Here is a 25,753-nt window from a genome sequence, read left to right as displayed (position 1 = left end):
GCAAGCCCGCTCCCACATTTTGCTCGGTGTTGAACTCAAGCCTGCAGGTAGCGCAACACCGACTCGCAGATCATCGCCCGATGCCGCTGCTTGACCGCCTCATCCGACAACTCGATCTGAAAGATCTCGCTGAAGGTGTGGCGGTTCGACACCCGGTAGAAGCTGAACGAGTTGATCAGCAAGTGCACGTCCAGCGGCTCCAGCCCTTCCCGGAACAACCCCAACTCGGCGCCCCGGCGCAACGTGGTGCCAAGGGCTTCGAGGATGTTGCTGTTCATCGCCTTGATCGACGTCGACTGCTTTACATACTCGGCGTTGTGGATGTTCTCGATGCTCACGATGCGCACAAAATCCACGTTCTGATCGTGGTGATCAAAGGTGAACTCCACCAGCCGGCGAATCGCTTCCCGGGGCTCCAGGGCCGTCAGGTTCATCCGTGTCTCGGTGTTGCGAATGTCGCCGTAGAGTTTCTCCAGCACCTCGACGTAGAGCTGCTCCTTGCTGCCGAAGTAGTAATAGATCATGCGCTTGGAGGTCTGGATACGCTCCGCGATCGCGTCCACCCGGGCGCCGGAAAGGCCCTGGGTGACAAACTCGACGATGGCTTCCTGGAGAATGTTCTCGCGGGTCTTTTCCGGGTTGTTCTTGCGGCTCTTGCGCGGTGCGGTGGCCGCGGCGGGAAGCTCGGAGGTCAGGGTCATGGTGCGCTCACGGCCTTAGGTGCAGGCGCTGATTATGGGCCGCGCCGCACGCCGAAGGAAGCGCCGGCACCTTACAACCTGGCCTGGCGCACCGCACCGCTGCGGGACTTGGCCATGGCCGCCAGGCGCACCGCCACGTTGGCAGCACCATAGCCGGCGTAACCGTTCTTGCGCTGGATGATCTCGAAGAAAAACCGGCCCTCGAACGGTTCGGTATAAACGTGAAACAGTTCACCGCCCTGGGCATCGCGGTCGTACAGCACGTTGTAATACGCGAGCTGGCTGAGGAACTCGTCATCGAAATCAAACCGCGCCGCCAGGTCATCGTAATAGTTCAGCGGGATATCCAGCAGCGGCACGCCCGCATCCTTGGCCCGGCTGACCTCGGCGAAAATGTCCGCGCAGTCGAAGGCAATGTGGTGCACACCCGAGCCGCGATAGCTCGACAACGCGTGGGAAATCGCGGTGTTGCGGTTCTCGGAAATATTCAGCGGCAGGCGAATCGAGCTGCAACGGCTGCGCAGTGCCCGGCTTTTCACCAGGCCATAGGGGTCCGGCAGCACCACTTCGTCGTCGGCTTCGAAATCCAGCAAGCTTTTGTAGAACAACACCCAACTGTCGAGGCTGTCGGCGGGCAAGGCCATGGCCATGTGGTCGATGCGCAGCAGGCCGCCGCTGGCGGCGTTCGCCGGTTGCAGGTTGAAGTCGGTGTCGTAGAGGCCGCCTTCGTGCTGGTCCACCAGGTAGATCAGGCTGCCATCCGGTGCGCGCACCGCTGCCAGCTCCAGCTCGTTGGGGCCGACCAGCCCACGATACGGCTGGCCCTTGTAGGCCACCGCCCGCTCCAGGGCCTTGGCGCTGTCCTTTACCCGGATCGCCGTGGCGCACAACGACGGGCCGTGGGCCTCGAAGAAGTTATGGGCGAAGGAATAGGGTTCGCAATTGAGGATCAGGTTGATATCGCCCTGGCGCAACAGGCTGACGCTCTTGGATCGATGCTGCCCGGCCTTGACGAAGCCCAGGCGCTCCAGCCATGAAGTGAGCTTGGCACCGAGGTTTTCATCCACGGCAAATTCCAGGAATTCAATGCCGTCGTATTCGCTGGCGGCCGGGGTTTCAAACAGGATCTCGGGGACCGGCGTCGCTTCTTGCTCCAATCGCTGGCGGGTTTTCTCTTCGAGGTACAGCAGCGAGCGCAGGCCGTCGGCGGCATTCGCCCGGGTCGGCGCGGCGCGGAAGCCGTCGTTGAAGATTTCCAGGGACAACGGCCCGGTGTAGCCGCTCTTGATGATGGGGGCGAGAAAGCCCGCCAGGTCGAACTCGCCCTGGCCTGGGAAGCAGCGGAAATGCCGGCTCCATTCCAGTACATCCATGGCGAGGATCGGTGCATCGGCCATCTGCACAAAGAAAATCTTGTCGCCGGGAATCTCGGCAATCGCACTCGGGTCGCCCTTGAGAGACAGGGTGTGGAAGCTGTCGAGCAACACGCCCAGGCTCGGATGATCGATCTTGCGCACCAGGTTCCACACCTGCTGCCAGGTGTTGACGTGCCGGCCCCAGGCCAGCGCTTCATAGCCGATGCGCAAGCCCCGGCGGCCAGCGTGTTCGGCCAGCAGGCTCAGGTCATCCAGCAGAATGCTTTCATCGCCCACGGAATCGGCTGACGCGTTACTGCACACCAACACCAGGTCGGTGCCCAGCTCCTGCATCAAGTCGAACTTGCGCTCGGCCCGCTCCAGGTTGCGTGTCAGGCGGTCGCGGCGGCAGCCCTCAAAGTCCCGGAACGGCTGGAACAAGGTGATGGCAATGCCGAGGTCGGCGCACATTTGCCTAACTTCACGCGGGCTGCCGTCGTAATACAGCAGATCGTTTTCGAAGATTTCCACGCCATCAAACCCGGCAGCCGTGATGGCTTCGAGTTTTTCCGGCAAGGTTCCGCTCAAGGAAACGGTGGCGATGGAGCGTTGCATGGGGCGACTCCCGGCATTGAGGCATGTCTTGTTTACGGCAAATTATTGGCCGCCAGGTTCATCACAGCAATTGAAATGTACGAACCGGTTAGTTTTATGGGCGATTATCGAACAGAATGGCAATCGGCGAATTGACGATTTTTTAGCCGCTGCGCACCATCGACAGCACATTGAGCCCCGCTTCCATTGAGCGGCCTCGGTTAACCAAGACCCTGAACACACCATAAAAATTTCAAAAAAACGGGTACTTCCTCATGCCTTCGCAAAATCCCGCCGTGGCCGTGGGCCACAGCAATCCCCATAGCGGCATCGGTGACAAAATCCGTGGCGCCATGGCTGTCGGTAAAACCCGCTGGGGCATGCTGGCCCTGGTGTTTTTCGCCACCACCCTGAACTACATCGACCGCGCCGCCCTCGGCGTGATGCAACCGATCCTGGCCAAGGAAATGAGCTGGACGGCGATGGACTACGCCAACATCAACTTCTGGTTCCAGGTGGGTTACGCCATCGGCTTTGTGCTGCAAGGCCGGTTGATCGACCGGGTCGGCGTCAAGCGCGTGTTCTTCTGCGCGGTGTTGCTGTGGAGCCTGGCCACTGGCGCCCACGGCCTGGCCACCTCGGCGGTGGGCTTTATGGTCTGCCGGTTCATTCTCGGGCTGACCGAAGCCGCCAACTACCCGGCCTGCGTCAAGACCACCCGCCTGTGGTTCCCCGCTGGCGAGCGTGCCGTGGCCACCGGGATCTTCAACGCCGGCACCAACGTCGGCGCGATGATGACGCCGATGCTGCTGCCGCTGATCCTCCACGTGTGGGGTTGGCAGGCGGCGTTCCTGTGCATGTCGGCACTGGGCGGGATCTGGCTGGTGCTCTGGGGCTTGAAGTACTACAACCCGGAAGACCATCCAAGCGTGAAGCAATCGGAACTGGACTACGTACAACAGGAAGTCGAACCGGAACAACCCCGCGTACCGTTCAGCCGGATCCTGCGGATGCGCGGCACCTGGGCCTTCGCCCTCGCCTACTCGATGACCGCACCGGTGTTCTGGTTCTACCTGTATTGGCTGCCGCCGTTCCTGAATCAGCAATACAACCTGGGCATCAACGTGACCCAGATGGGCATCCCGCTGATCATCATTTACCTGACGGCGGACTTCGGCAGCATCGGCGGCGGGATCCTGTCTTCGTTCCTGATCGGACGCGGGATGAACCCGATCAAGGCGCGGCTGCTGTCGATGTTGCTGTTTGCCTGCTGCATCGTCGGAGTGATCATGGCCGCCGGCTCCAGCCACCTGTGGGTCGCGGTGTTTGCGATTTCCCTGGCCATCGGCGCGCACCAGGCCTGGACCGCCAACATCTGGAGCCTGGTGATGGACTACACGCCCAAGCACATGATGAGTACGGTGTTTGGTTTTGGCGGCATGTGCGCGGCCATCGGCGGGATGTTCATGACCCAGATCGTCGGCCATATCCTGACCGTGACCAACAACAACTACACCGTGCTGTTCACCCTGATTCCGGCGATGTACTTCATCGCGCTGATCTGGATGTACTTCATGGCGCCGCGCAAGATTCCGACCGTCGAGGTCTGAGTTTCCTACCTGCGCCGCTGCTGCCAGGCAGCGGCCAACCCGCTCAGGCAAATCACCCCGATCCCGACCACGGTGGTCAGGTCCGGGGTGTGGTTGAACACCAGCCAGCCCAACAACCCCGCAAACACGATCTGGCAATAGCCGAACGGCGCCAGCAGGGCCGGCGCTGCGAAGCGGAAGGCCTGGGTCAGCATCAAGTGTGCGGTCATCCCGCAAGTGCCCAGCGCCAGCATCAGCACCCCGTGCCACAGGCTCGGTACTTGCCAGAAGAACGGCACCAGCGCACTCATCACCAAGGTATTGCACAACCCGGCGAAGAAGTTGCTGGTGGTGGGGGTGTCGTACTTGCTGAGGATGCGGGTGAGCAGTTGGTAGAAGCAGAAGAACAACGCCGACGTCAGCGGCAACAACACCGCGGGGGTGAACAGCTCACCGCCCGGGTGCACAATGATCAGCACCCCGATAAACCCGCAAATCACCGCCAGCCATTGGCCGCGGGTCACGTGTTCGCCCAACAGCGGCACCGACAACGCGGTGACCAGGATCGGCGCAAGAAAGTTGACCGCCGTGGCCTCGGCCAACGGGATAAAGTGCAGCGCCGCCGTAAAGAACAGGCTGGTGCCCAGCAAGCACAACGCCCTCGCCACTTGCAGTAAAGGGCGTTTGCTGCGCAGTACCCGCAGGCCCGATTGCGGCAGGAAGATCCCGGCCATCAACAGCGTGTGCACCAGGTAGCGGGCCCACACCACCATCACGATCGGGTAGAACCCGGCCAGGTATTTGGACAGCGCGTCGTGGCTGGAAAACAGAAAGGTCGCCACCACAATCAGCAAAATGCCTTTGAGCGGGTGGTTGACGCCGGAAAGTGGGGTACTGAGGGTCATTGCATTCTCTTGAGTGGCAGGCTGAAATGACCGCCGCATACCGCGGCATAATCTAGAACGGGTAAAGCGCCTCGCTCAAGAGCATAACCAAACACTGTTCGAACAGCGCACTAAATTGCGGTTTTCCAGTCCAACGCTTCACGCCGCCCCGCCCACTGCGCGTTTTTTAACCAAGGCTTTCTCACCATGAAAAAAACCCTGTTGATTCTTTCGACCCTGACGCTGCTCAGCGCCTGCGACAAGCAAGCCGAGACCGCCAAGGCGCCCGCCCCGCCGTCTGTCCAGGCAACGTTGGTACCGCAAGTGCTGCCCACCGACAAATGGGTCGGCAAGTGGATTGGCGTCGAAGGCCTGAACCTGACCATCGCCAAGGACGACAGCATCGGCCGCGGCCACTATGTACTGACCATGAAATACGGCCTGGATGACGACGATTCCGGCACCTTCAAGGGCCAGGCATCCGAAGACGGCATCACCTTTGAACGCCCGGACGGCCCGCAGATCCTGAGCGCTGGCGACGGCGAAGCCACTGGCCTGAAATGGCTGGCCGACAAGAAGGACTGCCTGATCGTCGACACCGGCGAAGGGTATTGCCGCGACTGACACAAGCTTCATACAGATCGGACGACGCAGCGTTTAGCATCGTCAGACAGCCGGACTGGCGCCAACCCTACACACCAACAACACTGAGCTGCAGGTTCACAAAGAGGATTGCCACATGCTATGGAAAAAAGGCCGACGCAGCGACAACGTGGTAGACGCCCGCGATGACAGCGGCGGCGGTGGCGGTGGCATGCGTTTTGGGGGCGGCAAGGGCCTGAGCCTGACGGCCATCGTGCTGATCGTCGGCATCGGCTGGCTGACCGGCCAGGACCCGATGCAGATCCTCGGGCAACTCAGCGGCCAGCTCACCGAGCAAGCGCCCTCCGTCAGCCCGCAAACCCGCCAGGCGCCGCCGGCCAATGATGAACAAGCCGACTTCGTGCGCGCCGTACTCGGCGACACCGAAGACACCTGGGCCCAGGTGTTCCAGGAAAACGGCCTGACCTACAAGAACCCCAAACTGATCCTGTTCCGTGGTCGGGTGAACTCCGCCTGCGGTGGCGCCACGTCCGCCAGCGGGCCGTTCTATTGCCCGGCAGACCAACAGGTCTACCTGGACCTGGATTTCTTCCGGGAAATGTCCCAGCGCTTCAAGGCCGCCGGCGACTTCGCCCAGGCCTACGTGATCGCTCATGAAGTCGGACATCACGTGCAGACGCTGCTGGGCATCTCGGCGAAGATTCAGGCAGCCCGCCAGCAAGGCCGGCAGATGCAAGGCGACGGCGGCCTGCTGGTGCGCCAGGAGCTGCAAGCCGACTGCTTCGCCGGGGTGTGGGCCAACCGCGCGCAAAAGCGCCTGAACTGGCTGGAGCCCGGCGACATTGAAGAAGCACTGAATGCGGCCAACGCGATTGGCGATGACCGCTTGCAGCAACAGGGCCAGGGCCGCGTGGTGCCTGACTCGTTTACCCACGGCACCTCGGCACAGCGGGTTCGCTGGTTCAAGACCGGCTTCGCCCAGGGCCAGATCACTCAATGCGACACCTTTACCGCCAAGAGCCTTTAAATGAATAAACGACTGGGTCTGCTGTTAGGTTTGTTGATCACCTGTTCCTCCTCCACCTGGGCTGCCGAACATGGCGTCAAGGTGGTCAGCCCCGATCGTTTTCACCTGGATGCCGGCGACCTGAGCGTCGGCTTGAGCCAGGACTGGCGCCAGCCGCTGCCTCAAGTCACCCGCGCGCTGATCATCGTGCATGGCCGTTTGCGCAACGCGATGACCTACCTGGACAGCGGCGAAAAAGCGGCCGAAGCCGCAGGACAAAACGCCAATACCCTGGTGATTGCGCCACAGTTCCTCAACCAGACCGACCTCAAGCGCAACCAGATCGACAGCCAGACCCTGCGCTGGAACAGTAACGACTGGATGGCCGGCGAGCCGTCCACAGGCCCGGGCCAGATCAGCTCCTACGGCGCGCTGGACCAGATCATCAAGCACCTGGGCAACCGCAAGCTGTTCCCGAACCTGAAGGAAATCGTGGTGGCCGGCCATTCCGGTGGCGGCCAAGTGGTGCAGCGTTTTGCGCTGACCGGGCATGATCACCCGCTGCTGCAAACCGAGGGCATCAGCCTGCGTTATGTGGTGGCCAACCCGTCGTCCTACGCGTACTTCAGCCCACAGCGTCCGGTGAAATTCGATGTTGCCAGTTGCCCGGGCTTCAACGACTGGAAGTACGGCATGCAAAACCTGCCGGCCTACGCCAAGGGGCAAAGTGCCGAGCAGCTGGAGCAGGCTTACGTCTCGCGTAATGTCACTTACTTGCTGGGCCAGCAGGACACCGACCCGAATCACCCGGCGCTGGACAAGAGCTGCGGCGCTGAAACCCAGGGCGCGTATCGCTTGATTCGCGGGCACAATTATTTTGACTACCTCAAGCAGCGGCACCCGCAGTTGGGCCACAAGCTGGTGGAAGTGCCGGGGGTTGGGCATAACGGGGACAAGATGTTTACGTCGCCTGAGGGGCAGAAAGTACTGTTCCAATAACCACTGAAGAAACCGGATCAAAAATGTGGGAGCGGGCTTGCTCGCGAATGCGGTGGATCAGTCAGCCTATGTATTGACTGACACACCGCGTTCGCGAGCAAGCCCGCTCCCACATTGGATTTTCATCAACCGGACTAAATCATCCGGCGCAATACCGCGCAATCTTCAGCATGCCAATCCGCCAGCTCCGGCCACGGGTTTTCCGGCAGATTGACCAGCACAGTCTTCGTCCCCGCCGCCCGCCCGCAATCCAGATCAAACCGGTAATCACCGACCATCACCATCTCTTGCGGCGCCACTTCCCACGCTCGCGCCAGCTTCAACAAACCACCCGGGTCAGGCTTGGGCGGCGCATCATCACGCCCCAACACATCCTCGGCCGCAAAGCAGTCCGCCAGGCCGATCGCCTGCAATGTCACATGGGCCAGCTCCCGCGCATTGCGCGTCAGGATGCCCAGGCGATAACCCCGCCCGGCCAATTCCCGCACCAACTCCACCGCCCCCTCCGCCGCCACCGAACCCAGCGCCAACTCACGCTCATGCGCAAGCAACCACGCATGCTTGGCCGCTGCTTCATCGGCGGGCAACGCCGCCAGGTGCGTAAGAATGTCGTCAGTCGCCGGAATATCCAGGGCCACGCGGATCGCCGCAAAATCATGCACGGCCACCGTCAGGGTGCCATCCATGTCGAACACCCAGTGCTTCACATCACTGAGGCTCATGCCCAATCCTTGCGATGACGAATCAAGCCTTCCTGGGTAACGGATGCCACCAGTTGCCCGGCGCGGTTGTACACGCTGCCCCGGGAGAACCCACGGGAATTGCCGGCCCACGGACTGTCCATGGCGTAGAGCAACCAGTCATCGGCACGCAGGTCGGCGTGGAACCACAGCGCGTGGTCGAGGCTGGCGACTTGCATGTCTTTCTGCCACACGGTCTTGCCGTGGGGCAGCAGCGAGGTGGTCAGCAGGCCGAAGTCCGAAGCGTAGGCCAGCAGGTATTTGTGCAGCGCCGGCGAATCGGCCAGGGCGCCGTCCGCACGAAACCACACGTATTTGACCGGGTCGGACGGCTGCGGGTTGTACGGGTCTTTCTCGGTCACCGGCCTTACTTCGATCGGCTTGGGGCACAGCAGCTTTTCGCGCATGTGCTCGGGAATCAGGTGCGCGCGCTGCTGGGTCAGTTCCAGCTCCGAGGGCAGGTTTTCCGGACCAACCACCGCAGGCATGGTGGTCTGGTGCTCGAAGCCTTCTTCGTCGTACTGGAACGAAGCGCTGCAGGTGAAGATCGGGTTGCCCTTCTGGATCGCCGTCACCCGGCGCGTGCTGAAACTGCCGCCATCGCGCACCCGGTCAACCGAATACACCACCGGCAACGCCGCATCGCCGGGGCGCAGGAAGTAACCGTGCAACGAATGCACATGCCGCGCCTCTTCAACGGTCTGGCTGGCCGCCGACAGCGACTGGCCGAGCACCTGGCCGCCGAACAGCTGGCGAAAGCCCAGGTCCTGGCTGCGGCCGCGAAAGAGGTTTTCCTCGATCGGTTCCAGGGTCAGCAGGTCCACCAGATCTTCCAACACTTGGCTCATAGAGCATCTCCTACAACAATCTATTGGGCATTCCGGGCTGCTTATCCGTGCAGCGTGTCCAACCATTGGGCGCGGGTGATGCGATACAACACATGATGCCGCAAGGGGTCATCGGCTGCGACCTTGGGGTGTTCAAAATCTGCCAGGGGATCGTAATGCATACCGATGGCCTGCATGACTTTTTGTGATGGCAGATTGGCTTCAGTGGTAAACGAAACGATTTCGTCCAGCTTCAGCCGGTCGAAACCACAGCGCAGGGCAGTCCAGGCGGCTTCGCTGGCGTAACCCAGGCCCCAGTGTTCCCTGGCCAGGCGCCAGCCGATCTCCACCGCCGGAGTGAACGGGGCCTCGAAGCTCACATTCAGCAAGCCGGTGAGGCCGATGAACTCGCCGCTGTCCTTGCGCTGCAAGGCCCACAGGCCAAAACCGTACTCGGCAAAATGGCCGCGAATACGCCCGATCAGCGCAGCACTTTCCAGGCGGCTCAAGGTGGCCGGGAAATACCGCATCACCTGCGGGTCGGCGCACATGCGCGCAAACTCCGGCAAGTCGGCATCGCTCCATTGACGCAGCACCAGGCGTGCGCTTTCCAATTGCAGTATCGGCTCCATTGGTCCCCCTCCCTTGCCATGTGCGTGAGTGTAACGCGCTGTTAAGATCCGTCGCTGGTTCCCGTCAGAAATCGCCATGCCCTTGCCATTGATCTACCACGACGACTACAGCCCCGAGTTCCCGGCAGACCACCGCTTCCCCATGGATAAATTCCGCCTGTTGCGTGACCATCTGGTGGAGAGCGGCCTGACACGGGACAGCCAACTGCTGCGCCCGGAACTCTGCCCCGCCGAGATTCTGGCCCTGGCCCATGAACCTGGGTATATCGAACGCTACATGAGCGGCGAGTTGTCGCGCGAAGACCAACGGCGCCTTGGCCTGCCTTGGAGCGAAGCCCTGGCCCGGCGCACCGTGCGCGCGGTGGGCGGCTCGTTGCTGGCCGCCGAGCAGGCCCTGGAGCACGGCCTGGCCTGCCACCTGGCCGGCGGCACCCACCACGCCCACTACGATTACCCGGCGGGTTTCTGCATCTTCAACGACCTGGCCGTGATCAGCCATTACCTGCTGGCCAGCGGGCGGGTCAACCGGGTGCTGATCTTCGACTGCGACGTGCACCAGGGCGACGGCACCGCACGCATCCTCCACGACACCCCGGATGCAATCACCGTGTCCCTGCACTGCGAAAAGAACTTCCCCGCGCGCAAGGCGCAAAGCGACTGGGACATCCCGCTGCCCATGGGCATGGGCGACGCGGACTACCTCAAGGTGGTCGACGATGCCCTCAACTACCTGCTGCCGCTGTATCAGCCCGACCTGGTGCTGTATGACGCCGGCGTGGATGTGCACAAGGACGACGCCCTCGGCTACCTCAAGCTGACAGACCAAGGCGTCGCCGCCCGCGATGAAAGCGTGATGCGGCACTGCCTGGGCCGCGATATTCCGGTGGTCGGGGTGATCGGCGGCGGCTACAGCAAAGACCGCCCTGCCCTGGCCCGTCGCCACGGGATCCTGCACCACAGCGCGCAGCGCGTCTGGACGTCATCAGGCTGTCATTGAGTTATGCGCGTTACCCACAATCGCTGTGGAACTGCCTGTGGATAACCTGAGTGAAAGCCCCTGCAGGCCATAAGCCGCCTGGCCTGCAGAAGGCTGTATGTTTTTTGATCAGGCAGCATGAGCATCCTCGGGTAGAATGCTCGGCCTACTTTGCCGAACCGCAGTTATCCCCATGCCCCAGACTCAAACCCCATCTCAACACGTCATCATCATCGGCGGCGGCCCGGCGGGGCTGATGGCCGCCGAAGTGTTGAGCCAGGCCGGGATCCGGGTCGACCTGTACGACGGCATGCCCTCGGTAGGCCGCAAGTTCCTGCTGGCGGGCGTGGGCGGCATGAACATCACCCATTCCGAACCGTACTCGGCGTTTCTGGCGCGCTATGCCGAACGGGCGCCGTGCATGGCGCCGTTGCTGCGCCAGTTCGGTGCCGATGCGTTGTGCGAATGGATACACGGGCTGGGAATTGAAACCTTTATCGGCAGCTCCGGCCGGGTGTTTCCTACTGACATGAAAGCCGCCCCGCTGCTGCGGGCCTGGCTCAAGCGCCTGCGCGACCAGGGCGTAGTTATCCACACCCGCCATCGCTGGCTGGGCTGGAATGCCGACGGCAGCCTGCTTATCCACAGCCCCGAGGGCGACAAAAGCGTACGCGGTGATGCGGTGTTGCTGGCCTTGGGCGGCGGCAGTTGGTCGCGCTTGGGCTCGGATGGGGCGTGGCTGAAGTTGCTGGAAGACAAAGGCGTGCCTTACGCGGCGTTGCAACCGAGCAACTGTGGCTTCGAGGTGTCGGCCTGGAGCGAGTTGATGGTCAGCAAATTCGCCGGGGTACCGCTGAAAAACGTCGCCATTGGCCTGGCAGACGACAAGCCACGGCTGGGGGAATGTGTGGTCACCGCCACGGGCATCGAAGGCAGCCTGATCTATGCGTTGTCGGCACCGATTCGTGAGGCGATCAACCGGGATGGATCGGCCACGGTGCACATTGACCTGTTGCCGAGTAAGCCACTGGACAAGGTGATCGCAGCGCTGAGCAAGCCGCGCGGCTCACGCTCGATGAGCAAGCATTTGCACAGTCAGTTGGGATTGGATGGGGTGAAGGCGGCGCTTTTGCGCGAGCTGTCACCGGCGGAGCACTTCAATGATCCGGCGCAGCTGGCGGTGGATATCAAGGCGCTGCCGCTGACGCTGGTGAAAACCCGCCCAATGGATGAAGCCATCAGTACCGCAGGCGGCGTGCCGTTTGAGGCGCTGGATGAACGCTTGATGATCAAGCAATTGCCGGGCGTTTTTTGCGCAGGCGAGATGCTGGACTGGGAAGCGCCGACGGGCGGGTATTTGCTGACGGGGTGTTTTGCCAGCGGGCAGGCGGCAGGGCGCGGTGTTCTTGAGTGGTTGAGGCCGGCCACCCCGGCATGACCCACTCACCCCATCACCGCCCGGCAGCAAAGTTACCTCTGACTCAACTGGCTGTTAGATCGGGATAGGCACGTTTAAAAGCTGTTACTTGCTTCTGCAGGAAAGCATCCTCTTCAGGCAGTAAAATTTTCAGATTTTCTATATAACCTGAATACGCACTGAAGAGTCTGGAAGGATCGCCGTGTTTCAAATCGTTCCATTCCTGCTTGAAGGCGTAGCTGAGTTTCTGGCCCTCTTCCTGACTGGTATAAAGCATATCCTGTAGATACTTATCCAATGGCGCCCTTATCTCAGGACTGATCGAATAATTAGCCTCATACAACGACATCAACTCTCTGAACGAATGGATTGCCTGCCCATACTCGCCGCGCGCCGCATGATCTTCAACCCGGGACCTTAATTCGGCCACACGCAACTCTACCTGCTTGAAAGCTTTCTCGTCAGCGGCCTTGCCTTTCTTGATTTCGCCGTCTACAACAACGCCGCCGATAATGCCCGCCGCCGCCAGGACCGGCAAAACAAAAGGTACTAAAAACACAGCCATATCTACATCTCCATCTAAGTTCGTCATTCAGAAATCAGTTTCTGACTCAACCTCAGTGGAAATGAAGCATTTTAAGTTCCAGCACTTAAACACGGCGACAATTACAAAAAATATCCAAATCACAAGCAATAACTCATCAAGGATGACGAGGCACAACTTGACGCGAGCGGAATTGCTCCGCTCACGGTAGTCACTATGCGTTTACTTGATAACCAACAAGCCCTACTTCTTTTTCCGCGGCCCGGTGTTAAACACGGGCACCTTACGCACTGGCTTGATCGAAGGCTCGACCGGCGTCGCCTCCCCGCTGTCCACCCACTTGCCCAGGTTGCGCTTGCCACCACCGCCGCCCGAAGCCTTGGGTTTCTTCGGCTTTTTCGGCTTCTTCACCACCTGGCCAGTGGCATCGGTATCCGGCACACGGTGCTCCGGTTCGAAGTCCTGCTCCATCTTCCGGGTCAACGTCTGACGGGTCAGCATCTCGATGGCCGACAGCATGTTCACTTCATCGGCGCACACCAGGGAAATCGCCTCACCGGTGTTGCCCGCACGACCGGTACGGCCGATGCGGTGGATGTAGTCCTCGGCCACGATCGGCAGGTCAAAGTTGACCACCAGCGGCAAGTCTTCGATATCCAGGCCACGGGCCGCCACGTCGGTGGCCACCAGGATCTGCACGTCGCTGCTCTTGAAGCGATCCAGCGCACGCTGGCGCGTGGCTTGTGGCTTGTCGCCGTGAATCCCGTCGGCATTGATGCCCAGGCCCTGGAGTTTTTCCACCAGCGCGTCCACACCGTTACGGGTCTTGGCGAACACCAGCACCTGCTTCCAGCGGCCCTTGCGCATCAGGTGCACAAACAGTTCCGCCTTGCGCTTCTTGTCCACCGGCACCACCCATTGCTTGACGGTGTTGGCGGCGACGTTGCGCGGGCTGACTTCGACGGTCAGCGGGTCGTTGAGCATCTGCCCGGCCAACTGGCGGATCTCGTCGGAGAAGGTTGCGGAGAACAGCAAGGTCTGGCGCTTTTTCGGCAGCATGCGGTAGATGTTCGCCAGTTCTTCGGAGAAGCCCAGGTCGAGCATGCGGTCGGCTTCATCCAGCACAAGGGTTTGCAGCTGGTTGAGCTTCAGCGCGTTCTGGCGGAACAGGTCGATCAGGCGGCCAGGGGTGGCGACCAGCACATCAACGCCTTTGCGCAGCTTCATCATCTGCGGGTTGATGCTCACGCCGCCGTACACGGCGTAAGTGGTCAGCGGCACGTTTTGGGCGTACTCGGCGACGCTCGCATGAACCTGCTCGGCCAGTTCGCGGGTCGGGCACAGGATCAGCGCGCGCACCGAGTTGGCGCTGACTTTCGGCCCTTCCATGGTCAGCAGTTGCAGCAGCGGCACGGCGAAACCGGCGGTCTTGCCGGTGCCGGTCTGGGCCGCAGCCATCAGGTCACGGCCTGCCAGCACCGCCGGAATGGCTTGCGCCTGCACCGGCGTCGGGGTCTGGTAGCCAAGCGTCTCAAGGGCGCGCAGCAAGGGTTCGATCAGGCCAAGTGTGGCGAAAGTCATGGAAATACCGTAGGAAAAAGTCAGCGCAAGGTCGCAATGCGCGGCAGTTTACCTTATTTCCGGTTTTGGCTTTCGCCACTGTGGCAGGCTGATCAGCAGCACCGCGCTGATAATCACCAACATCGCCAGGGCTTCCTCCGTGCCGATGGTCTCACCGACAAACACAATCCCGAGCAACACCGCCACCGCCGGGTTGACGTAGGCATAGCTGGTGGCCGCCGCCGGGCGTACGTGCTTGAGCAGGTACATATAGGCATTGAAGGCGATGATCGAGCCGAACACGGTCAAGTACGCCAGGGCCAGCCAGCCTTCCAGCGGCGGCATGGCTTGGAGGTGTTCGCCGCTGACGGCACTGAGCAACAGCAGCACGAAACCTGCGATCAGCATCTCCGCCGCACTGGCCATCGCGCCTTGAGGCAGCGGCAAATGCTTGCTCCACACCGAACCAAAGGCCCAGGCCGCCGCCGCAAAAATCAGCAAGGCCGCACCGGTGGGGCTCGATTGCAGGTTGGAGCCCATATTGAGCATGGCGATACCGATAATCCCCAGCACCACCCCGGCCCATTCCAGACGGGTATTACGCGCGCCCCAGAAATAACCACAGAGCAAGGTGAACAACGGCACCGTCGCCACCGCCAACGCGGCAACCCCGGACGCCACGCCCGTATGTTCGGCCACACTGACCGCACCGTTGCCGAAGGTCAGCAGCAAAATGCCGATCTTCGCGGCAGCCTTCCACTGCACCCAGGTCGGCGCCGGGGCCCCACGCCAGCGCAGGAAGGCATACATCAGCGCGCCCGCCGTCATAAAGCGAATCCCCGCCAGCAACAGCGGCGGCCAGTACTCCACACCAATGCGAATCACCAGGTAGGTAGACCCCCAGATCACGTACAACGCAAAAAAGGCGGCGATCAACGGTAAGGGAAAGCGACGTGGGCCAGGCATTGGGCAGCTCTGTGGCAGGACAAGGGAGCGTTATTTTAGAAATCCCCGGCCGTAAACATAAGTTACAAAACCTGTTTAAAGCGCCAGTACACTTTTCAAAACATGGTTATCAAGGCTATAAACCGTGCTTTCGAAAGCTATGCATTCCCGGAGCCTTATCATGGACAAATACGACCGTATGCTTCTCAGCGCCCTGCTGGAAGACGGCCGCGCGTCCTACGCGCAACTGGCGCGCACCGTGAACCTGTCCGCGCCCGCCGTGGCTGAGCGAGTGGCGAAACTGGAAGCCAGTGGTGTGATTACCGGGTATCAGGCCAAGGTCGACCTGTCGAAGGTGGGGTTGCCGATCCAGTGCGTGATTGAGTTGCGGTTGACCAATCATGGGAGCCAGAAGGTTTACGACGCACTGTCGGAAATTCCCGAGTTGACTGAATGCCATCGGGTGACGGGCGATCCGTGCGTGATCATGCAGGCGGCGGTGGGCTCGATGCCGGAGCTGGAGAACCTGATCAATCGGGTGGCGAAATTCGGGTTCAGCAAGACCTCGATCATCTTGTCGAGCGCGATAGAGCGGCGGGTGCCGTTGGGGCAGTTGGAGGGGAATGGGAAGAGTGGCAACTGAACACGCCGCTCGGCAGCTCGTTCCCACGCTCTGCGTGGGAACGCATCCGGTGACGCTCTGCGTCACGACTTGAAGAGCGGACGCAGAGCGTCCAGGGCGGCATTCCCACGCGGAGCGTGGGAACGATCGCCATAGTTGACCGAGTTGCCTGAAACACCCTCGCTCAACTGTGGGAGCTGGCTTGCCTGCGATGACGTCAGTAGCTTCACTGATTCGAAGGTGGTGGTGGATCGGTCGCTGGACTGCTTACAGCCTCGATAACACCGCAAAACTAATGGGGGAGCGGGCTTGCTCGCGAATGCGGTGTGTCAGTCAGCGCATGTGTTTGCTGATACTCCGTATTCGCGAGCAAGCCCGCTCCCACATTTGGATCTTCGTCATGTTGAAGATGGAGTTCTGCTCAAGCGACTTAGAACCCGCGATGCTTCTTCAGATGATCATTGATCTTCGCCGCCGGAACCTTCTGCAGGCTGCACAGCAATTCGTGTGACAACTCCCGCAACCCGTGGGTGCGACGCAGTTCCTCGGCCAGATGCGCGGTAAGGTTCGCCGCCATCTCCGCATCCGCCATCGCCCGGTGGGCCTTGCCGGTGTGGGGCAGTTGGGCAAATGAGGTCAGGGTACCCAGCTTGTGGTTCGGCGCCGCCGGCATCAAGCGTCGCGCCAGCAATAGCGAACAGGCAAATTTCTGCAAACGCGTACGCCGGATCAACCCCAGCTCGAAATCCCAGAACTTCTGGTCAAACGCGGCGTTGTGGGCCAGCAGCGGCGTGGTGCCGACAAACTCGTTCACCTCGTTCATCACCCGCTCCGCCGACGGTGCGGTGCGCAGCATGGCGTTGCTGATGCCGGTCAGTTGCTCGATAAACCCCGGCACACGCACACCAGCGTTCATCAGGCTCTGGTAGCGGTCCACGATCTGGCCCTGCTCCAGGATGACCACGGCGATTTCCGTGGCCCGGCAGCTGCTGCTCGGCTGGATGCCGGTGGTTTCAAAGTCGATGACCGCTATACGTTCCAAACCTGTTCCAACTCCGTCAAAAATCTATTTAAGCAGCAACGCGCCTTCGATCGGCACGTAGCGGCTGGCGGCGCGTATCAATGAGTTGGCCGTCAGCCCCGGCACGCCGTAGGCCACGGCTTCGACGCCGTGCTTGCTGATGATGCGGTCCAGCAGCATGTCGAAATCACCGTCGCCGGAGGCCAGCACCACTTCGTCGACATGGGCGGCGGCGTCCATGATGTCGATGGTGATGCCCACGTCCCAGTCGCCCTTGGCCGAGCCGTCGCTGCGCTGGATGTAGGGCTTGAGCTTTACGGTAAAACCCAGGTTGCGCAGGATCTGCTGGAACTGCTGCTGTTTGCTGTCGCCACGGTCGATGGCATAGGCATACGCCTCGACAATCTGCCCGCGCTGGCTGATGTCAGCCCACAGCGCCGCGTAGTTGAAGTGACAGCCGTACGCCTGGCGCACGGTGTAGTAGAGGTTTTGTACATCGGCGAACACGGCTATCTTTTTCACCGCAAATCCTCATGACACGCGCATGGACCCCGGACTCAAAGGCCCGGAAAGGTTGCCAGTATGCCAGCCACACGGGAGTTTCCGAGAAAAATCAGCCCGGGGCGACGAAGCGCCCCGGTTGAGTGTGGGTCAGACGAAGGAATCGTCGTCGCCAAAGGAGGAGGAGTCGTCGGAATAGTCGTTGTCGGCGAAGCTGTCGGAGGCGTTGTCGCTGCCCCAGCTGTCGTTGCCGGCATATTTCTGGTCGTCGTTGCCCCAGTTGCCGTTGTCGCTGGCCGGAGCCGGCTCTTCGCGGATGATCTCTTCAACCACTTGCGGTTGTTGCGAGTTGTGGCTGAACAGGCTGCTGATGCCTTCTGCCAGCATCACACCACCGGCCACGCCAGCTGCGGTTTTCAGGGCGCCGCCGAGGAAACCGCTGCCAATCGGCGCTGCGGGTGCCTGTTGTGGCTGCTGATAGTTCTGCTGGGGAGCACCGTAGTTCTGCTGCGGCGCAGGTTGCCCGCCAAACGACGGACGCGCCGGTTCACGCCAGCCACCGCCCGACGACGCAGGTGCGCTCTGGGTCGGCTGCGGGTCACGGGAACCGCCGCCGAAAATGCTCGACAGGAAACCGCCACTGCTCGGTGCAGGCTGCGCCGCCTGGGACCTGGCCTGTTGCAGTTGGTCCTGCAACTCCTGGATCTGCTGGGCCTGCTGCTTGTTCCGCGCATCGAGGCTCTTGATCGCGTGCTCTTGCACCAGAATCGACTGGGTCATGTAGTACGCAGCGGCCGGTTGGCGAGTGACGTGTTCCTTGATCCGCGCTTCAGCCTGGGCGTCGCGGGGGGCTGAGTCCGTTTCGGCTTGCTGCAACCGTGAAAACAGTCCGTCGATCAGGGTTTGTTCTTCGCTGTTCATGGCGACCTCGTTAGATTGCCGGTAGAAATCTTCGCCTTGCGCACGATGTGCAAGGTACAACCCAGTTATGGGGCTGTTGCTGATTGTTTCAATGGTCTTTACGCAAGGTTTACGTTTGCTTGCCTCTGCTCTTGATCGGTTAAAGTAACGCCCTTGCTTTTCGGCCTGTGAAGACCCTGATGAATCCGTTAGACGTATTGCGCGACTCCTTCTTCTTTTTCAAGCGCAACCTGGGCGCCATCGTGCAGTTGTGCCTGCCACTGGTGATCCTCGAAGCCCTGCTGCAACAGGTGCTCGACCACACGCTCGGCCCAGACGCGTTTCCCGGTTACAGCGTGGTGATCGGGCTGCTGGTGTACCCGCTGTACACCGGCGCACTGATCCTGTTCCTCGACGCCCGCACCCGGGGTGAATCGCCGCGCACCCTGGATGTGCTGGCCATGGCCCTGACCCTGTGGCCGCGCTTTGCCCTGCTGACGGCAATCAGCACGCTGCTGATCCTGCTGGGCCTGTCGCTGTATTTCCTGCCCGGCCTGTGGCTGATGGTGGTGCTGGCTTTCGCCGAATACCTGCTGGTGCTGCGGGGCATGTCGGCGCTGTCGGCCATGAAGGAAAGCCTGCGCCTGACCCGGGGGCATTTCTGGCGGATCCTGGTGTGCCTGCTGTGCGTGATGACCCCGCTGTGGTTGCTCAAGGGCGCCAGCGTGGCCGTCTATCCGGACCCGAACCCGCTGCTGGGCCTGCTGATCGACAGCGCACAAAGCTTCCTGCAACTGTTCACCAGCGTGGTGTTGTTCCGCCTGTTCATGTTGATTGGTGGCGACGCCGACGCGCGGTGATATGCTCCGGGCCTGTCCTGCAACGCCATAAGCCGAGCCGATGACCCGACTACTGCGCATTACCTTGCTGGGCCTGCTGATCCTCGCGGCCCTGCTGAGCGGCTTGATCTACAGCCTGACCTGGCGCCCTGCCGACAAGGAAACCCTGCCCATCCGCTGCGTCGCGCCCCGTGCGCCGACCCTGCTGCCTGGGCAGGCGCTAAAGGTCATGACCTGGAACGTGCAGTACCTGGCGGGCAAGAACTACGTGTTCTGGTACGACACCCCGGACGGCAGCGGCCCGGACGACCGCCCGACCGTTGAAGACATGGCTTCAAGCCTCGACGAAGTGGCGCGGGTGATCCGCGACGAGCAGCCCGACATCCTGCTGTTGCAGGAAGTCGACGAAGGCGCCAAGCCTTCCAGCTACCAGGACCAACTGGCCTTGCTCCAGGAACGCCTGGCCGACCTCTACCCGTGCAGCGCCCAGGCCTTCGACTGGAAAGCCGACTTCGTGCCCGACCTGCATATCTTCGGCAGCGTCGGCCGCAAGCTGGTGACCATGAGCCGCTACCAGATCGAACACGCCGAGCGCCTGCAATTGCCGGTGGCACGCGCCAACCTGATCAGCCGTCAGTTCCAGCCCAAGCCCGCGTTATTGCTGACCTACCTGCCGTTGAGCGATGGCGGCCAGTTGGCCGTGCTCAATACTCGCCTGGACGGCGCGGCCCCCGGGCACAACGCCGTGCTGGAACAGGTGCAGGCGACCGTCAAGCTGGTGGATAAATTCGAGAGCCGCGGCACGCCATGGCTGATGGGTGGGGATTTCAACCTGCTGCCGCTGGGACAGTTCCTGCGCCTGGACCCCGGCAAGCGCGGGCAATACTCGCCGGACAGTGAGCTGCACCTGCTGTGGGAAAAGTACCCGATGATCCCGAGCAACAGCCAATCCAGCGGGATTGACCGGGACCAGTGGCTGACGTATTTCCCGAATGACCCAACCGTAGAGGGGCCGGACCGTACGCTGGATTACCTGTTCCACAGCTCGCGCATCAAGAAGGTTGAGAGCAAGGTGCGCCAGAGCGATACGGTGCGTATCTCCAATCATTTGCCGGTGATTGCGCGGTTCCTGTTGCCCGCCGCGCAGTAAGCCACGCGGCGAAACAGTGTGGGAGCTGGCTTGTGTGGGAGCCGGGCTTGCCCGCGATGCAGGCACCTCGGTCTATCCGACAGACCGAGGTGATGCCATCGCAGGCAAGCCAGCTCCCAATTTAGATCTGCGATGTACTTACTTTCTCGGCTTGATCCGGGCAGTCGGTTCAGCAATCAACGGATCATCCGGCCAGTAATGCTTGGGATATCGCCCCTTCAAATCCTTCTTCACCTCGGCGTAAGTACTGCGCCAGAAGTTCGCCAGGTCCTGCGTCACCTGCACGGGCCGTCTGGCCGGCGACAACAGGTGCAGCTTGACCACCTGCCGCCCGCCGGCAATCCGTGGGGTGTCCGCCAGCCCGAACAATTCCTGCAAGCGCACCGCCAGAATCGGCGGCTGCTCGCTGTAGTCCAGCCGCACCGACGAGCCCGACGGCACCTTCAGATGGTGCGGCGCCAGCTCGTCCAACCGCGCCGGCAACGGCCACGGCAGCAGGTTATGCAGGAAGCTGGAAATATCCAGATTGGCGAAATGGCTCAGGCGCGACACCTTGCCCAGGTACGGCATCAACCAGTGTTCCAGGCTGGCAAGCAAGGCGCTGTCGCTGACATCCGGCCATTCACTGGCCTTGCCGCTATCCAGACCACGCATCAGCATCACCCGCGCCTGCCATTGGCGCAGCTCCGGGGTCCAGGGCAGCAGTTCGAGACCTTTGCGCCGCACCAGGTTGACCAGCGCCTGGCTGCGGGCAGATTCGTCGAGGCCGGTCAGCGGCTCGCGGCTGAGCACCAGTTCGCCGACCTTGCGCTGGCGTTCGGCCCGCAGCACGCCTTCGCGCTCATCCCAGTCAAGCTGGTCGACATTGCGCACCTGCTCGGCCAACACCGAGTCGAACAGCGCCGGATCAAAATCCGCCGCGAGGTAAATCCGTTCTTCACGCTGGCCCTGGCGGCTGCCCAGATCGGCAATCACCAGCCAGGGTTGTTTCATCAGGCTGTCGGCTTCGGCGAACAACGCGGCACGGCCGTTGGCGAGGCGGTATTCGGCACCGCCCGCCCGCCGTTGCTGGGCGACGCGGTCCGGGTAGGCCAGCGCCAGCAAGGCTCCGAGCCAGCGCGGATGATCGGGATCAGCCACCGGCTGCTCTGCCTTGCCTCTTAAATAGCCACGGTATTGCCGCGCCAGTTGCCGGGCACGCTGCACGCCGCCCTGGGTGCCACGGGCCTTTTCTTCACCGGATAACAGGGCCAGGCGGCTGTGCAAATCCGCACCGGCACCACGCAGGATATCGCGCTCACCCAACAGTGCCGCCACGTCACAGGCCATGCTCGCCAGGCCCAGATCCTGACCACGCAGCAGCAAATGAGCGATTCGCGGGTGCGCCGGCAACCCGGCCATTTTCTGGCCGTGGGCGGTCAGCTTGGTATCGCTCAACGCTCCGAGGCGCTCGAGCAAATCCTGGGCCTGTGCATAAGCCGCGGTGGGCGGAACGTCGAGCCATACCAACTGAGTAGGCGCCACGCCCCAGCGGCCCAATTGCAGGGCCAAACCGGAAAGATCCGCCGAAAGAATTTCCGCACTGGAATACGCCGCCAGCCCTTCATGCTGGTCTTCGGACCACAACCGATAACACACCCCCGGCTCCAGGCGCCCTGCCCGGCCGGCACGCTGGGTGGCGCTGGCGCGGGAGATGCGCTGGGTGTCGAGACGGGTCATGCCGCTGCCCGGGTCGAAACGCGGGACCCGCGCCAGCCCGGCATCGATCACCACGCGCACGCCGTTGATGGTCAGGCTGGTCTCGGCAATGTTGGTGGCCAGCACCACTTTGCGCTGGCCGGCGGGCGCCGGTTCGATGGCGGCGCGTTGGGCGGCCAGGTCCAGTTCGCCGTGCAGCGGGCATAGCAGCACCTCGGGGTTATCGCCCAGCGCGTCAGCCAATTGCTGATTAACCCGACGAATCTCGGCCTGCCCCGGCAGGAACACCAGCACGCTACCGGTTTCATCATGCAGGGCTTCAAGGATGGTCTGCACCAACCGTGGCTCGATAAATTCGCCGGGCTGGAATGGCCGGCCCCAGCGCATCTGCACCGGGTACATGCGCCCTTCGCTGCGCAGGATCGGCGCGTCGTCCAGCAACCCGGCCAGGCGTTCGCCTTCCAGGGTGGCGGACATCAGCAAAATCTTCAGTGGTTGCTCGTCGCGAAACAGGTCTCGACCATTGAGACTAAGGGCCAGCGCCAGGTCGGCGTCCAGGCTGCGTTCGTGGAACTCGTCGAAGATCAACAAACCCACGCCGTCGAGTGCCGGGTCATCCTGCAGGCGCCGAGTGAGGATGCCTTCGGTGACCACTTCAATACGGGTGTTGGGGCCGACCTTACTGTCCAGGCGAATGCGGTAGCCAACGGTTTCGCCGACCTTTTCCCCCAACTCGCTGGCCAGCCTTTCTGCCGCTGCACGGGCGGCCAGGCGCCGGGGCTCGAGCATCAGGATGGTTTGCCCGGCCAGCCAGGGTTCATTCAACAGCGCCAATGGCACTCGTGTGGTTTTACCGGCGCCGGGCGGTGCTTCGAGCACGGCTTCATGGCGCGTCGCCAGGGCGTCACGCAGGGCGGGTAAAACATCATCGATTGGCAACGAATTCATACTGGCTCCAAAGCAGAGCGGCGAGTATAACGGCGAACTGCCGGGTGTCGGTGGTGGTCTCAACGACACGGCCCCGTCCTGACTGGAATGCGGCCAGCTCCCACACTTGATCATCGTCGCCTTGTAGACTGGCTTATAGTCATTTTCATTATGTTCAAGGAGAGTCCCATGCGTGTTGCTTCCCGTGTCATCGGCGGTGTTCTGGCCGTCACCCTGCTGAGCCAGTTGACGGCCTGCGGCTCGATTTTCTACCCCGACCGCCGGGGCCAGATCGACGGCAAGATCGACCCGGCAATTGCCGTGCTCGATGCGGTCGGCCTGCTGTTCTACGTGATCCCGGGCCTGATCGCCTTTGGTGTCGACTTCGCCACCGGCGCGATTTACTTCGAGCCTGGCAAGACCGCCCAGGTGGCCCCGGAAAAACTCCAGCAAGCCATCGGCGCCGACGGCAAGGTCGACAACGCCAAGCTGCAAACCATCATCCAGAAAGAAACTGGGCATAACCTGCCGCTGGACGACCCGCGCATGATCCAGTTCAAGGGCAGCGTGCAACAACTCGCCACCCTGGGCCTGCAACCCGCCGCTTAAGGACTGACCCGCCCCATGACCACCAGTCCCGAACACGCCCGGCTGTTGCGCCTGGCCACCCGCGCTTCCGTCGGCGTGGCCTGTGTGCTGATTGTGACCAAGGCCATCGCCTGGTGGCTCAGCGGCTCGGTGAGCATGCTCGCCGGGCTGACCGACTCGCTGCTCGACGGCGTTACCTCGCTGCTCAACTTGCTGGCCGTGCACTACGCGTTGCGCCCGGCGGATGACGATCATCGTTATGGCCATGGCAAGGCGGAATCCCTGTCGGGCATGGCCCAGGCGTTGTTCATCGCCGGCAGTGCGGTGTTGATCGCCTTCCAGGCGTTCCAGCGTTTGCAGCATCCGGAACCTGTGGGCGCGCCATGGCTGAGTATTGGCGTGATCGTTCTGTCCCTGGCGTTGACGGCGGCGCTGCTGATCCTGCAATACCGGGTGATCCGCGAAACCGGCTCCAACGCCATCCGCGCCGACTCGCTGCACTATCGCTCAGACATGATGCTCAACGGCAGCATCCTGGTGGCGCTGGTGCTGGCGGCGTTTGGTTTTCATCAGGTAGACGCCTGGTTCGGCCTGGGCATCGCGGCCTACATTTTGTGGAGCGCCATCCAGATCGCCCGGGAAAGTTTTTCGGTGCTGATGGACGAGGAACTGCCGCCGGATGTCAGCCAGCACATGCTCGAACTGGCGTGCAGCGTGCCCGGTGTATTGGGTGCCCATGACCTGCGCACGCGGATTTCCGGCAGCCACTGGTTTGTGCAGCTGCACCTGGAGTTACCGGGGGAATTGAGTTTGTCCGTGGCCCACGGCATCAGCGATCAAGCCGCCGATGCCATCCACAACGCCTACCCGCGAGCCGAAGTGCTGGTGCACGCCGACCCGCAGGAAGTGGTCAAGGGCGCGAAGGCCTAGTACTGCACCTGATACCCGCGACTGCTCAGGCAGTTGCCCTGGGCCTGGCGGTAGGTTTGCACCACGGCCGGGTCGGGGGCGTAGGTGACGGTCCTTGGGTCAAAGCCACTTTGTTGCACCGCCCAGCGATAGCAGTCGTAACCATCCTGCTGGACCTGCGCCGGTGACTGGCCGTTGGCCGGGTAAGCCACCACGTCATAACCATTGCCCTGGGGCACGGGCTGCGGCGCTGGCGCGGCGGGTGGCGGCTGCACCACAACGTACTGCTGGCTGCTTTCTTCGTAGGTGTAATAGGCACCGGCGGCGAGGAAGAACAGCGCACTGCCCACCCACACTTCCCGCGCGTAGTCGGGCAGGTATTGCACGCGAATCCCGTAAGGCGGCGTCACGACGACATAGCGCGGGCCTTGTGGGCGATACCAGTAGCCACCCGAGAAGAAGTAGTCCTGGCCGCGATACGGCACGCGGTAATTGCGGTCGGGGAAGCGGTCGACGATGTAACCCGGACGGTATTGCGGGCCTGGGCCCCAGCCATTGCCGTGCCCGTCGGGGCGGCCTGGCCAGCGGTGATCGTTGGGGTGGTTATTGCCACCGCCGTTACCCCCGTTGAAGCCGGGCCGGCCCGGGCCACCCTGGCCGCCATTGCCGGCCTGCCAATGCTGGTTGCCGTCGTTGCGACGCGGGATGTCCTGGTAATTGCCGGGACGCGGTTCCTGGGTCTGGCGCACGGTGTCCGGGCGACCCTGGATCGGCAGGTTATTGGCCGGCTGCGGCGCCGGGTGCGGAGGTTGCTGCTGGTTGCCTTGTGGACGACCTTGCCACTGGCCACCCCCATTCGGGCGCTCGACATTCTGGTTCTGCGGCCGTGGCTGATTGTTTTCGAAATGCTGATTCTGCGGACGCGGCTGATTGTTCTCGGGCCGAGGGGCTACAGGGCGCGGTTGACTATTTTGTGGTCGCGGTTGGTTGTTCTGCGGCCGAGGCTGATTATTGCCTGGATGCCCTTCCGGGCCTCTTTCATGCTGACCACCGCCTTCCTGGCGTGGCGGGTCGTCGGCCATCACTTGCGCACCAACGCTCATCATCAGCAAACCAACACCTGCCAAACGCCAGATGCGCTTCATGCTATTCCTCACTGCGGATTAGGGCCTACACGTAAGACTGGAAAACCGGGGCCCGGTTCTGCGAGAGGTTATCAGTCACGA

The 25,753-nt window shown here is 62.0% G+C and carries 25 protein-coding genes; 11 read left to right on the top strand and 14 right to left on the bottom strand.

The features are described 5' to 3' along the window. Window positions 1–35 precede the first annotated feature (35 nt). Window positions 36–701: a TetR/AcrR family transcriptional regulator gene (locus HX786_RS13740; protein ID WP_003215538.1), complete on the bottom strand. Its 666-nt coding sequence runs from the start codon at window positions 699–701 to the stop codon at window positions 36–38. Between the two features lie 71 nt (window positions 702–772). Beyond that, on the bottom strand, window positions 773–2,671 hold the full coding sequence (gene quiC, locus HX786_RS13735) for a 3-dehydroshikimate dehydratase QuiC (RefSeq protein WP_178912215.1): 1,899 nt from the start codon (window positions 2,669–2,671) through the stop codon (window positions 773–775). A gap of 254 nt (window positions 2,672–2,925) precedes the next feature. Here quiC and HX786_RS13730 point away from each other — a divergent pair, with 254 nt between their 5' ends. Continuing rightward, window positions 2,926–4,260 carry an MFS transporter gene (locus HX786_RS13730; RefSeq protein WP_003215533.1) on the top strand — a complete coding sequence of 445 codons (1,335 nt, stop codon included), beginning with the start codon at window positions 2,926–2,928 and terminating at the stop codon, window positions 4,258–4,260. A gap of 5 nt (window positions 4,261–4,265) precedes the next feature. On the opposite strand, the gene HX786_RS13725 is transcribed toward HX786_RS13730, so the two are convergent. Then, complete coding sequence (locus tag HX786_RS13725; protein ID WP_003215531.1) at window positions 4,266–5,144, bottom strand: DMT family transporter; 879 nt, start codon at window positions 5,142–5,144, stop codon at window positions 4,266–4,268. A gap of 186 nt (window positions 5,145–5,330) precedes the next feature. Between HX786_RS13725 and HX786_RS13720 the strand changes: the two genes are divergently transcribed. The 3 genes from HX786_RS13720 (at window position 5,331) to HX786_RS13710 (ending at window position 7,731) form a co-directional block, all read left to right on the top strand. Then, complete coding sequence (locus HX786_RS13720) at window positions 5,331–5,747, top strand: hypothetical protein (RefSeq protein WP_008436613.1); 417 nt, start codon at window positions 5,331–5,333, stop codon at window positions 5,745–5,747. Window positions 5,748–5,862: 115 nt separating this feature from the next. Next, entirely contained in the window at window positions 5,863–6,753 is an 891-nt protein-coding gene (locus tag HX786_RS13715; protein ID WP_003215526.1) for a neutral zinc metallopeptidase, read from the top strand. After that, window positions 6,754–7,731, top strand: a complete 978-nt coding sequence (locus HX786_RS13710) for a hypothetical protein (protein ID WP_003215523.1) — start codon at window positions 6,754–6,756, stop codon at window positions 7,729–7,731. A gap of 134 nt (window positions 7,732–7,865) precedes the next feature. Here the strand turns inward: HX786_RS13710 and HX786_RS13705 are convergent, their stop codons facing one another. The 3 genes from HX786_RS13705 to HX786_RS13695 are packed head-to-tail and all read right to left on the bottom strand — an operon-like array spanning window position 7,866 to window position 9,930. Next, window positions 7,866–8,453, bottom strand: coding sequence for an HAD family hydrolase (locus HX786_RS13705; RefSeq protein WP_177021504.1), 588 nt, complete (start codon window positions 8,451–8,453; stop codon window positions 7,866–7,868). Then, a complete protein-coding gene (gene tesB / locus HX786_RS13700) occupies window positions 8,450–9,319 on the bottom strand; it encodes an acyl-CoA thioesterase II (RefSeq protein ID WP_177028997.1) in 870 nt (289 codons plus the stop codon). Before tesB ends, HX786_RS13705 begins: the two co-directional genes overlap by 4 nt. A 41-nt stretch (window positions 9,320–9,360) precedes the next feature. Next, the gene (locus HX786_RS13695) at window positions 9,361–9,930 is read right to left on the bottom strand and encodes a GNAT family N-acetyltransferase (RefSeq protein WP_003215518.1); all 570 of its coding nucleotides are present in this window, start codon (window positions 9,928–9,930) and stop codon (window positions 9,361–9,363) included. Window positions 9,931–10,006: 76 nt separating this feature from the next. Between HX786_RS13695 and HX786_RS13690 the strand changes: the two genes are divergently transcribed. Together HX786_RS13690 and HX786_RS13685 are read left to right on the top strand one after the other, a co-directional pair. Continuing rightward, complete coding sequence (locus tag HX786_RS13690; protein WP_008436610.1) at window positions 10,007–10,927, top strand: histone deacetylase; 921 nt, start codon at window positions 10,007–10,009, stop codon at window positions 10,925–10,927. Between the two features lie 172 nt (window positions 10,928–11,099). Further along, window positions 11,100–12,344 carry a TIGR03862 family flavoprotein gene (locus HX786_RS13685; protein WP_178912214.1) on the top strand — a complete coding sequence of 415 codons (1,245 nt, stop codon included), beginning with the start codon at window positions 11,100–11,102 and terminating at the stop codon, window positions 12,342–12,344. A 43-nt stretch (window positions 12,345–12,387) separates the two neighbouring features. Here the strand turns inward: HX786_RS13685 and HX786_RS13680 are convergent, their stop codons facing one another. The 3 genes from HX786_RS13680 to yedA form a co-directional block, all read right to left on the bottom strand. Then, window positions 12,388–12,915 carry a hypothetical protein gene (locus HX786_RS13680; RefSeq protein ID WP_238544249.1) on the bottom strand — a complete coding sequence of 176 codons (528 nt, stop codon included), beginning with the start codon at window positions 12,913–12,915 and terminating at the stop codon, window positions 12,388–12,390. A gap of 195 nt (window positions 12,916–13,110) precedes the next feature. After that, window positions 13,111–14,448 carry a DEAD/DEAH box helicase gene (locus tag HX786_RS13675; protein ID WP_003215511.1) on the bottom strand — a complete coding sequence of 446 codons (1,338 nt, stop codon included), beginning with the start codon at window positions 14,446–14,448 and terminating at the stop codon, window positions 13,111–13,113. Window positions 14,449–14,496: 48 nt separating this feature from the next. Further along, on the bottom strand, window positions 14,497–15,393 hold the full coding sequence (yedA, locus tag HX786_RS13670) for a drug/metabolite exporter YedA (RefSeq protein WP_008436601.1): 897 nt from the start codon (window positions 15,391–15,393) through the stop codon (window positions 14,497–14,499). A 160-nt stretch (window positions 15,394–15,553) separates the two neighbouring features. Between yedA and HX786_RS13665 the strand changes: the two genes are divergently transcribed. Then, on the top strand, window positions 15,554–16,015 hold the full coding sequence (locus HX786_RS13665) for an Lrp/AsnC family transcriptional regulator (protein WP_003215506.1): 462 nt from the start codon (window positions 15,554–15,556) through the stop codon (window positions 16,013–16,015). A 409-nt stretch (window positions 16,016–16,424) separates the two neighbouring features. Here the strand turns inward: HX786_RS13665 and HX786_RS13660 are convergent, their stop codons facing one another. The 3 genes from HX786_RS13660 to HX786_RS13650 all read right to left on the bottom strand — a co-directional run bounded on the left by HX786_RS13660 (window position 16,425) and on the right by HX786_RS13650 (window position 18,437). Then, window positions 16,425–17,036, bottom strand: a complete 612-nt coding sequence (locus tag HX786_RS13660; protein WP_003215504.1) for a PolC-type DNA polymerase III — start codon at window positions 17,034–17,036, stop codon at window positions 16,425–16,427. 24 nt (window positions 17,037–17,060) lie between these two features. After that, on the bottom strand, window positions 17,061–17,537 hold the full coding sequence (locus HX786_RS13655) for an NYN domain-containing protein (protein WP_003215502.1): 477 nt from the start codon (window positions 17,535–17,537) through the stop codon (window positions 17,061–17,063). 129 nt (window positions 17,538–17,666) lie between these two features. Continuing rightward, window positions 17,667–18,437, bottom strand: a complete 771-nt coding sequence (locus tag HX786_RS13650; RefSeq protein WP_178912213.1) for a DUF2076 domain-containing protein — start codon at window positions 18,435–18,437, stop codon at window positions 17,667–17,669. Window positions 18,438–18,616: 179 nt separating this feature from the next. Here HX786_RS13650 and HX786_RS13645 point away from each other — a divergent pair, with 179 nt between their 5' ends. Together HX786_RS13645 and HX786_RS13640 are read left to right on the top strand one after the other, a co-directional pair. After that, window positions 18,617–19,276: a YciC family protein gene (locus tag HX786_RS13645; RefSeq protein ID WP_003215498.1), complete on the top strand. Its 660-nt coding sequence runs from the start codon at window positions 18,617–18,619 to the stop codon at window positions 19,274–19,276. Between the two features lie 40 nt (window positions 19,277–19,316). Then, on the top strand, window positions 19,317–20,405 hold the full coding sequence (locus tag HX786_RS13640; RefSeq protein WP_177055646.1) for an endonuclease/exonuclease/phosphatase family protein: 1,089 nt from the start codon (window positions 19,317–19,319) through the stop codon (window positions 20,403–20,405). A gap of 138 nt (window positions 20,406–20,543) precedes the next feature. Here the strand turns inward: HX786_RS13640 and hrpB are convergent, their stop codons facing one another. Further along, on the bottom strand, window positions 20,544–23,051 hold the full coding sequence (gene hrpB / locus HX786_RS13635; RefSeq protein ID WP_178912212.1) for an ATP-dependent helicase HrpB: 2,508 nt from the start codon (window positions 23,049–23,051) through the stop codon (window positions 20,544–20,546). Window positions 23,052–23,219: 168 nt separating this feature from the next. Here hrpB and HX786_RS13630 point away from each other — a divergent pair, with 168 nt between their 5' ends. Further along, window positions 23,220–23,639: a hypothetical protein gene (locus HX786_RS13630; RefSeq protein WP_017476229.1), complete on the top strand. Its 420-nt coding sequence runs from the start codon at window positions 23,220–23,222 to the stop codon at window positions 23,637–23,639. A 15-nt stretch (window positions 23,640–23,654) separates the two neighbouring features. Further along, window positions 23,655–24,548 carry a cation diffusion facilitator family transporter gene (locus HX786_RS13625; RefSeq protein ID WP_087693591.1) on the top strand — a complete coding sequence of 298 codons (894 nt, stop codon included), beginning with the start codon at window positions 23,655–23,657 and terminating at the stop codon, window positions 24,546–24,548. Here the strand turns inward: HX786_RS13625 and HX786_RS13620 are convergent. After that, on the bottom strand, window positions 24,545–25,672 hold the full coding sequence (locus tag HX786_RS13620) for a DUF6515 family protein (protein WP_178912211.1): 1,128 nt from the start codon (window positions 25,670–25,672) through the stop codon (window positions 24,545–24,547). The two genes, HX786_RS13625 and HX786_RS13620, sit on opposite strands and share 4 nt — an antisense overlap. Between the last annotated feature and the right edge of the window lie 81 nt (window positions 25,673–25,753).

Source organism: Pseudomonas sp. 21615526 (assembly GCF_013386245.1).
Classification (GTDB): domain Bacteria; phylum Pseudomonadota; class Gammaproteobacteria; order Pseudomonadales; family Pseudomonadaceae; genus Aquipseudomonas.
Note: the sequence above shows the minus strand (reverse complement) of the source record. Positions and strands in the feature narration are given on the sequence as shown.

Coding starts and splice junctions, on each gene's coding strand:
- HX786_RS13640 (WP_177055646.1), top strand. CDS start 19,317: ATGACCCGACTACTGCGCATTACCTTGCTGGGCCTGCTGATCCTCGCG.
- HX786_RS13650 (WP_178912213.1), bottom strand. CDS start 18,437: ATGAACAGCGAAGAACAAACCCTGATCGACGGACTGTTTTCACGGTTG.
- HX786_RS13620 (WP_178912211.1), bottom strand. CDS start 25,672: ATGAAGCGCATCTGGCGTTTGGCAGGTGTTGGTTTGCTGATGATGAGC.
- HX786_RS13665 (WP_003215506.1), top strand. CDS start 15,554: ATGGACAAATACGACCGTATGCTTCTCAGCGCCCTGCTGGAAGACGGC.
- HX786_RS13685 (WP_178912214.1), top strand. CDS start 11,100: ATGCCCCAGACTCAAACCCCATCTCAACACGTCATCATCATCGGCGGC.
- HX786_RS13715 (WP_003215526.1), top strand. CDS start 5,863: ATGCTATGGAAAAAAGGCCGACGCAGCGACAACGTGGTAGACGCCCGC.
- HX786_RS13645 (WP_003215498.1), top strand. CDS start 18,617: ATGAATCCGTTAGACGTATTGCGCGACTCCTTCTTCTTTTTCAAGCGC.
- HX786_RS13705 (WP_177021504.1), bottom strand. CDS start 8,453: ATGAGCCTCAGTGATGTGAAGCACTGGGTGTTCGACATGGATGGCACC.
- HX786_RS13680 (WP_238544249.1), bottom strand. CDS start 12,915: ATGACGAACTTAGATGGAGATGTAGATATGGCTGTGTTTTTAGTACCT.
- HX786_RS13730 (WP_003215533.1), top strand. CDS start 2,926: ATGCCTTCGCAAAATCCCGCCGTGGCCGTGGGCCACAGCAATCCCCAT.
- HX786_RS13720 (WP_008436613.1), top strand. CDS start 5,331: ATGAAAAAAACCCTGTTGATTCTTTCGACCCTGACGCTGCTCAGCGCC.
- HX786_RS13675 (WP_003215511.1), bottom strand. CDS start 14,448: ATGACTTTCGCCACACTTGGCCTGATCGAACCCTTGCTGCGCGCCCTT.
- HX786_RS13725 (WP_003215531.1), bottom strand. CDS start 5,144: ATGACCCTCAGTACCCCACTTTCCGGCGTCAACCACCCGCTCAAAGGC.
- HX786_RS13630 (WP_017476229.1), top strand. CDS start 23,220: ATGCGTGTTGCTTCCCGTGTCATCGGCGGTGTTCTGGCCGTCACCCTG.
- quiC (WP_178912215.1), bottom strand. CDS start 2,671: ATGCAACGCTCCATCGCCACCGTTTCCTTGAGCGGAACCTTGCCGGAA.
- HX786_RS13710 (WP_003215523.1), top strand. CDS start 6,754: ATGAATAAACGACTGGGTCTGCTGTTAGGTTTGTTGATCACCTGTTCC.
- HX786_RS13695 (WP_003215518.1), bottom strand. CDS start 9,930: ATGGAGCCGATACTGCAATTGGAAAGCGCACGCCTGGTGCTGCGTCAA.
- tesB (WP_177028997.1), bottom strand. CDS start 9,319: ATGAGCCAAGTGTTGGAAGATCTGGTGGACCTGCTGACCCTGGAACCG.
- HX786_RS13740 (WP_003215538.1), bottom strand. CDS start 701: ATGACCCTGACCTCCGAGCTTCCCGCCGCGGCCACCGCACCGCGCAAG.
- hrpB (WP_178912212.1), bottom strand. CDS start 23,051: ATGAATTCGTTGCCAATCGATGATGTTTTACCCGCCCTGCGTGACGCC.
- yedA (WP_008436601.1), bottom strand. CDS start 15,393: ATGCCTGGCCCACGTCGCTTTCCCTTACCGTTGATCGCCGCCTTTTTT.
- HX786_RS13690 (WP_008436610.1), top strand. CDS start 10,007: ATGCCCTTGCCATTGATCTACCACGACGACTACAGCCCCGAGTTCCCG.
- HX786_RS13625 (WP_087693591.1), top strand. CDS start 23,655: ATGACCACCAGTCCCGAACACGCCCGGCTGTTGCGCCTGGCCACCCGC.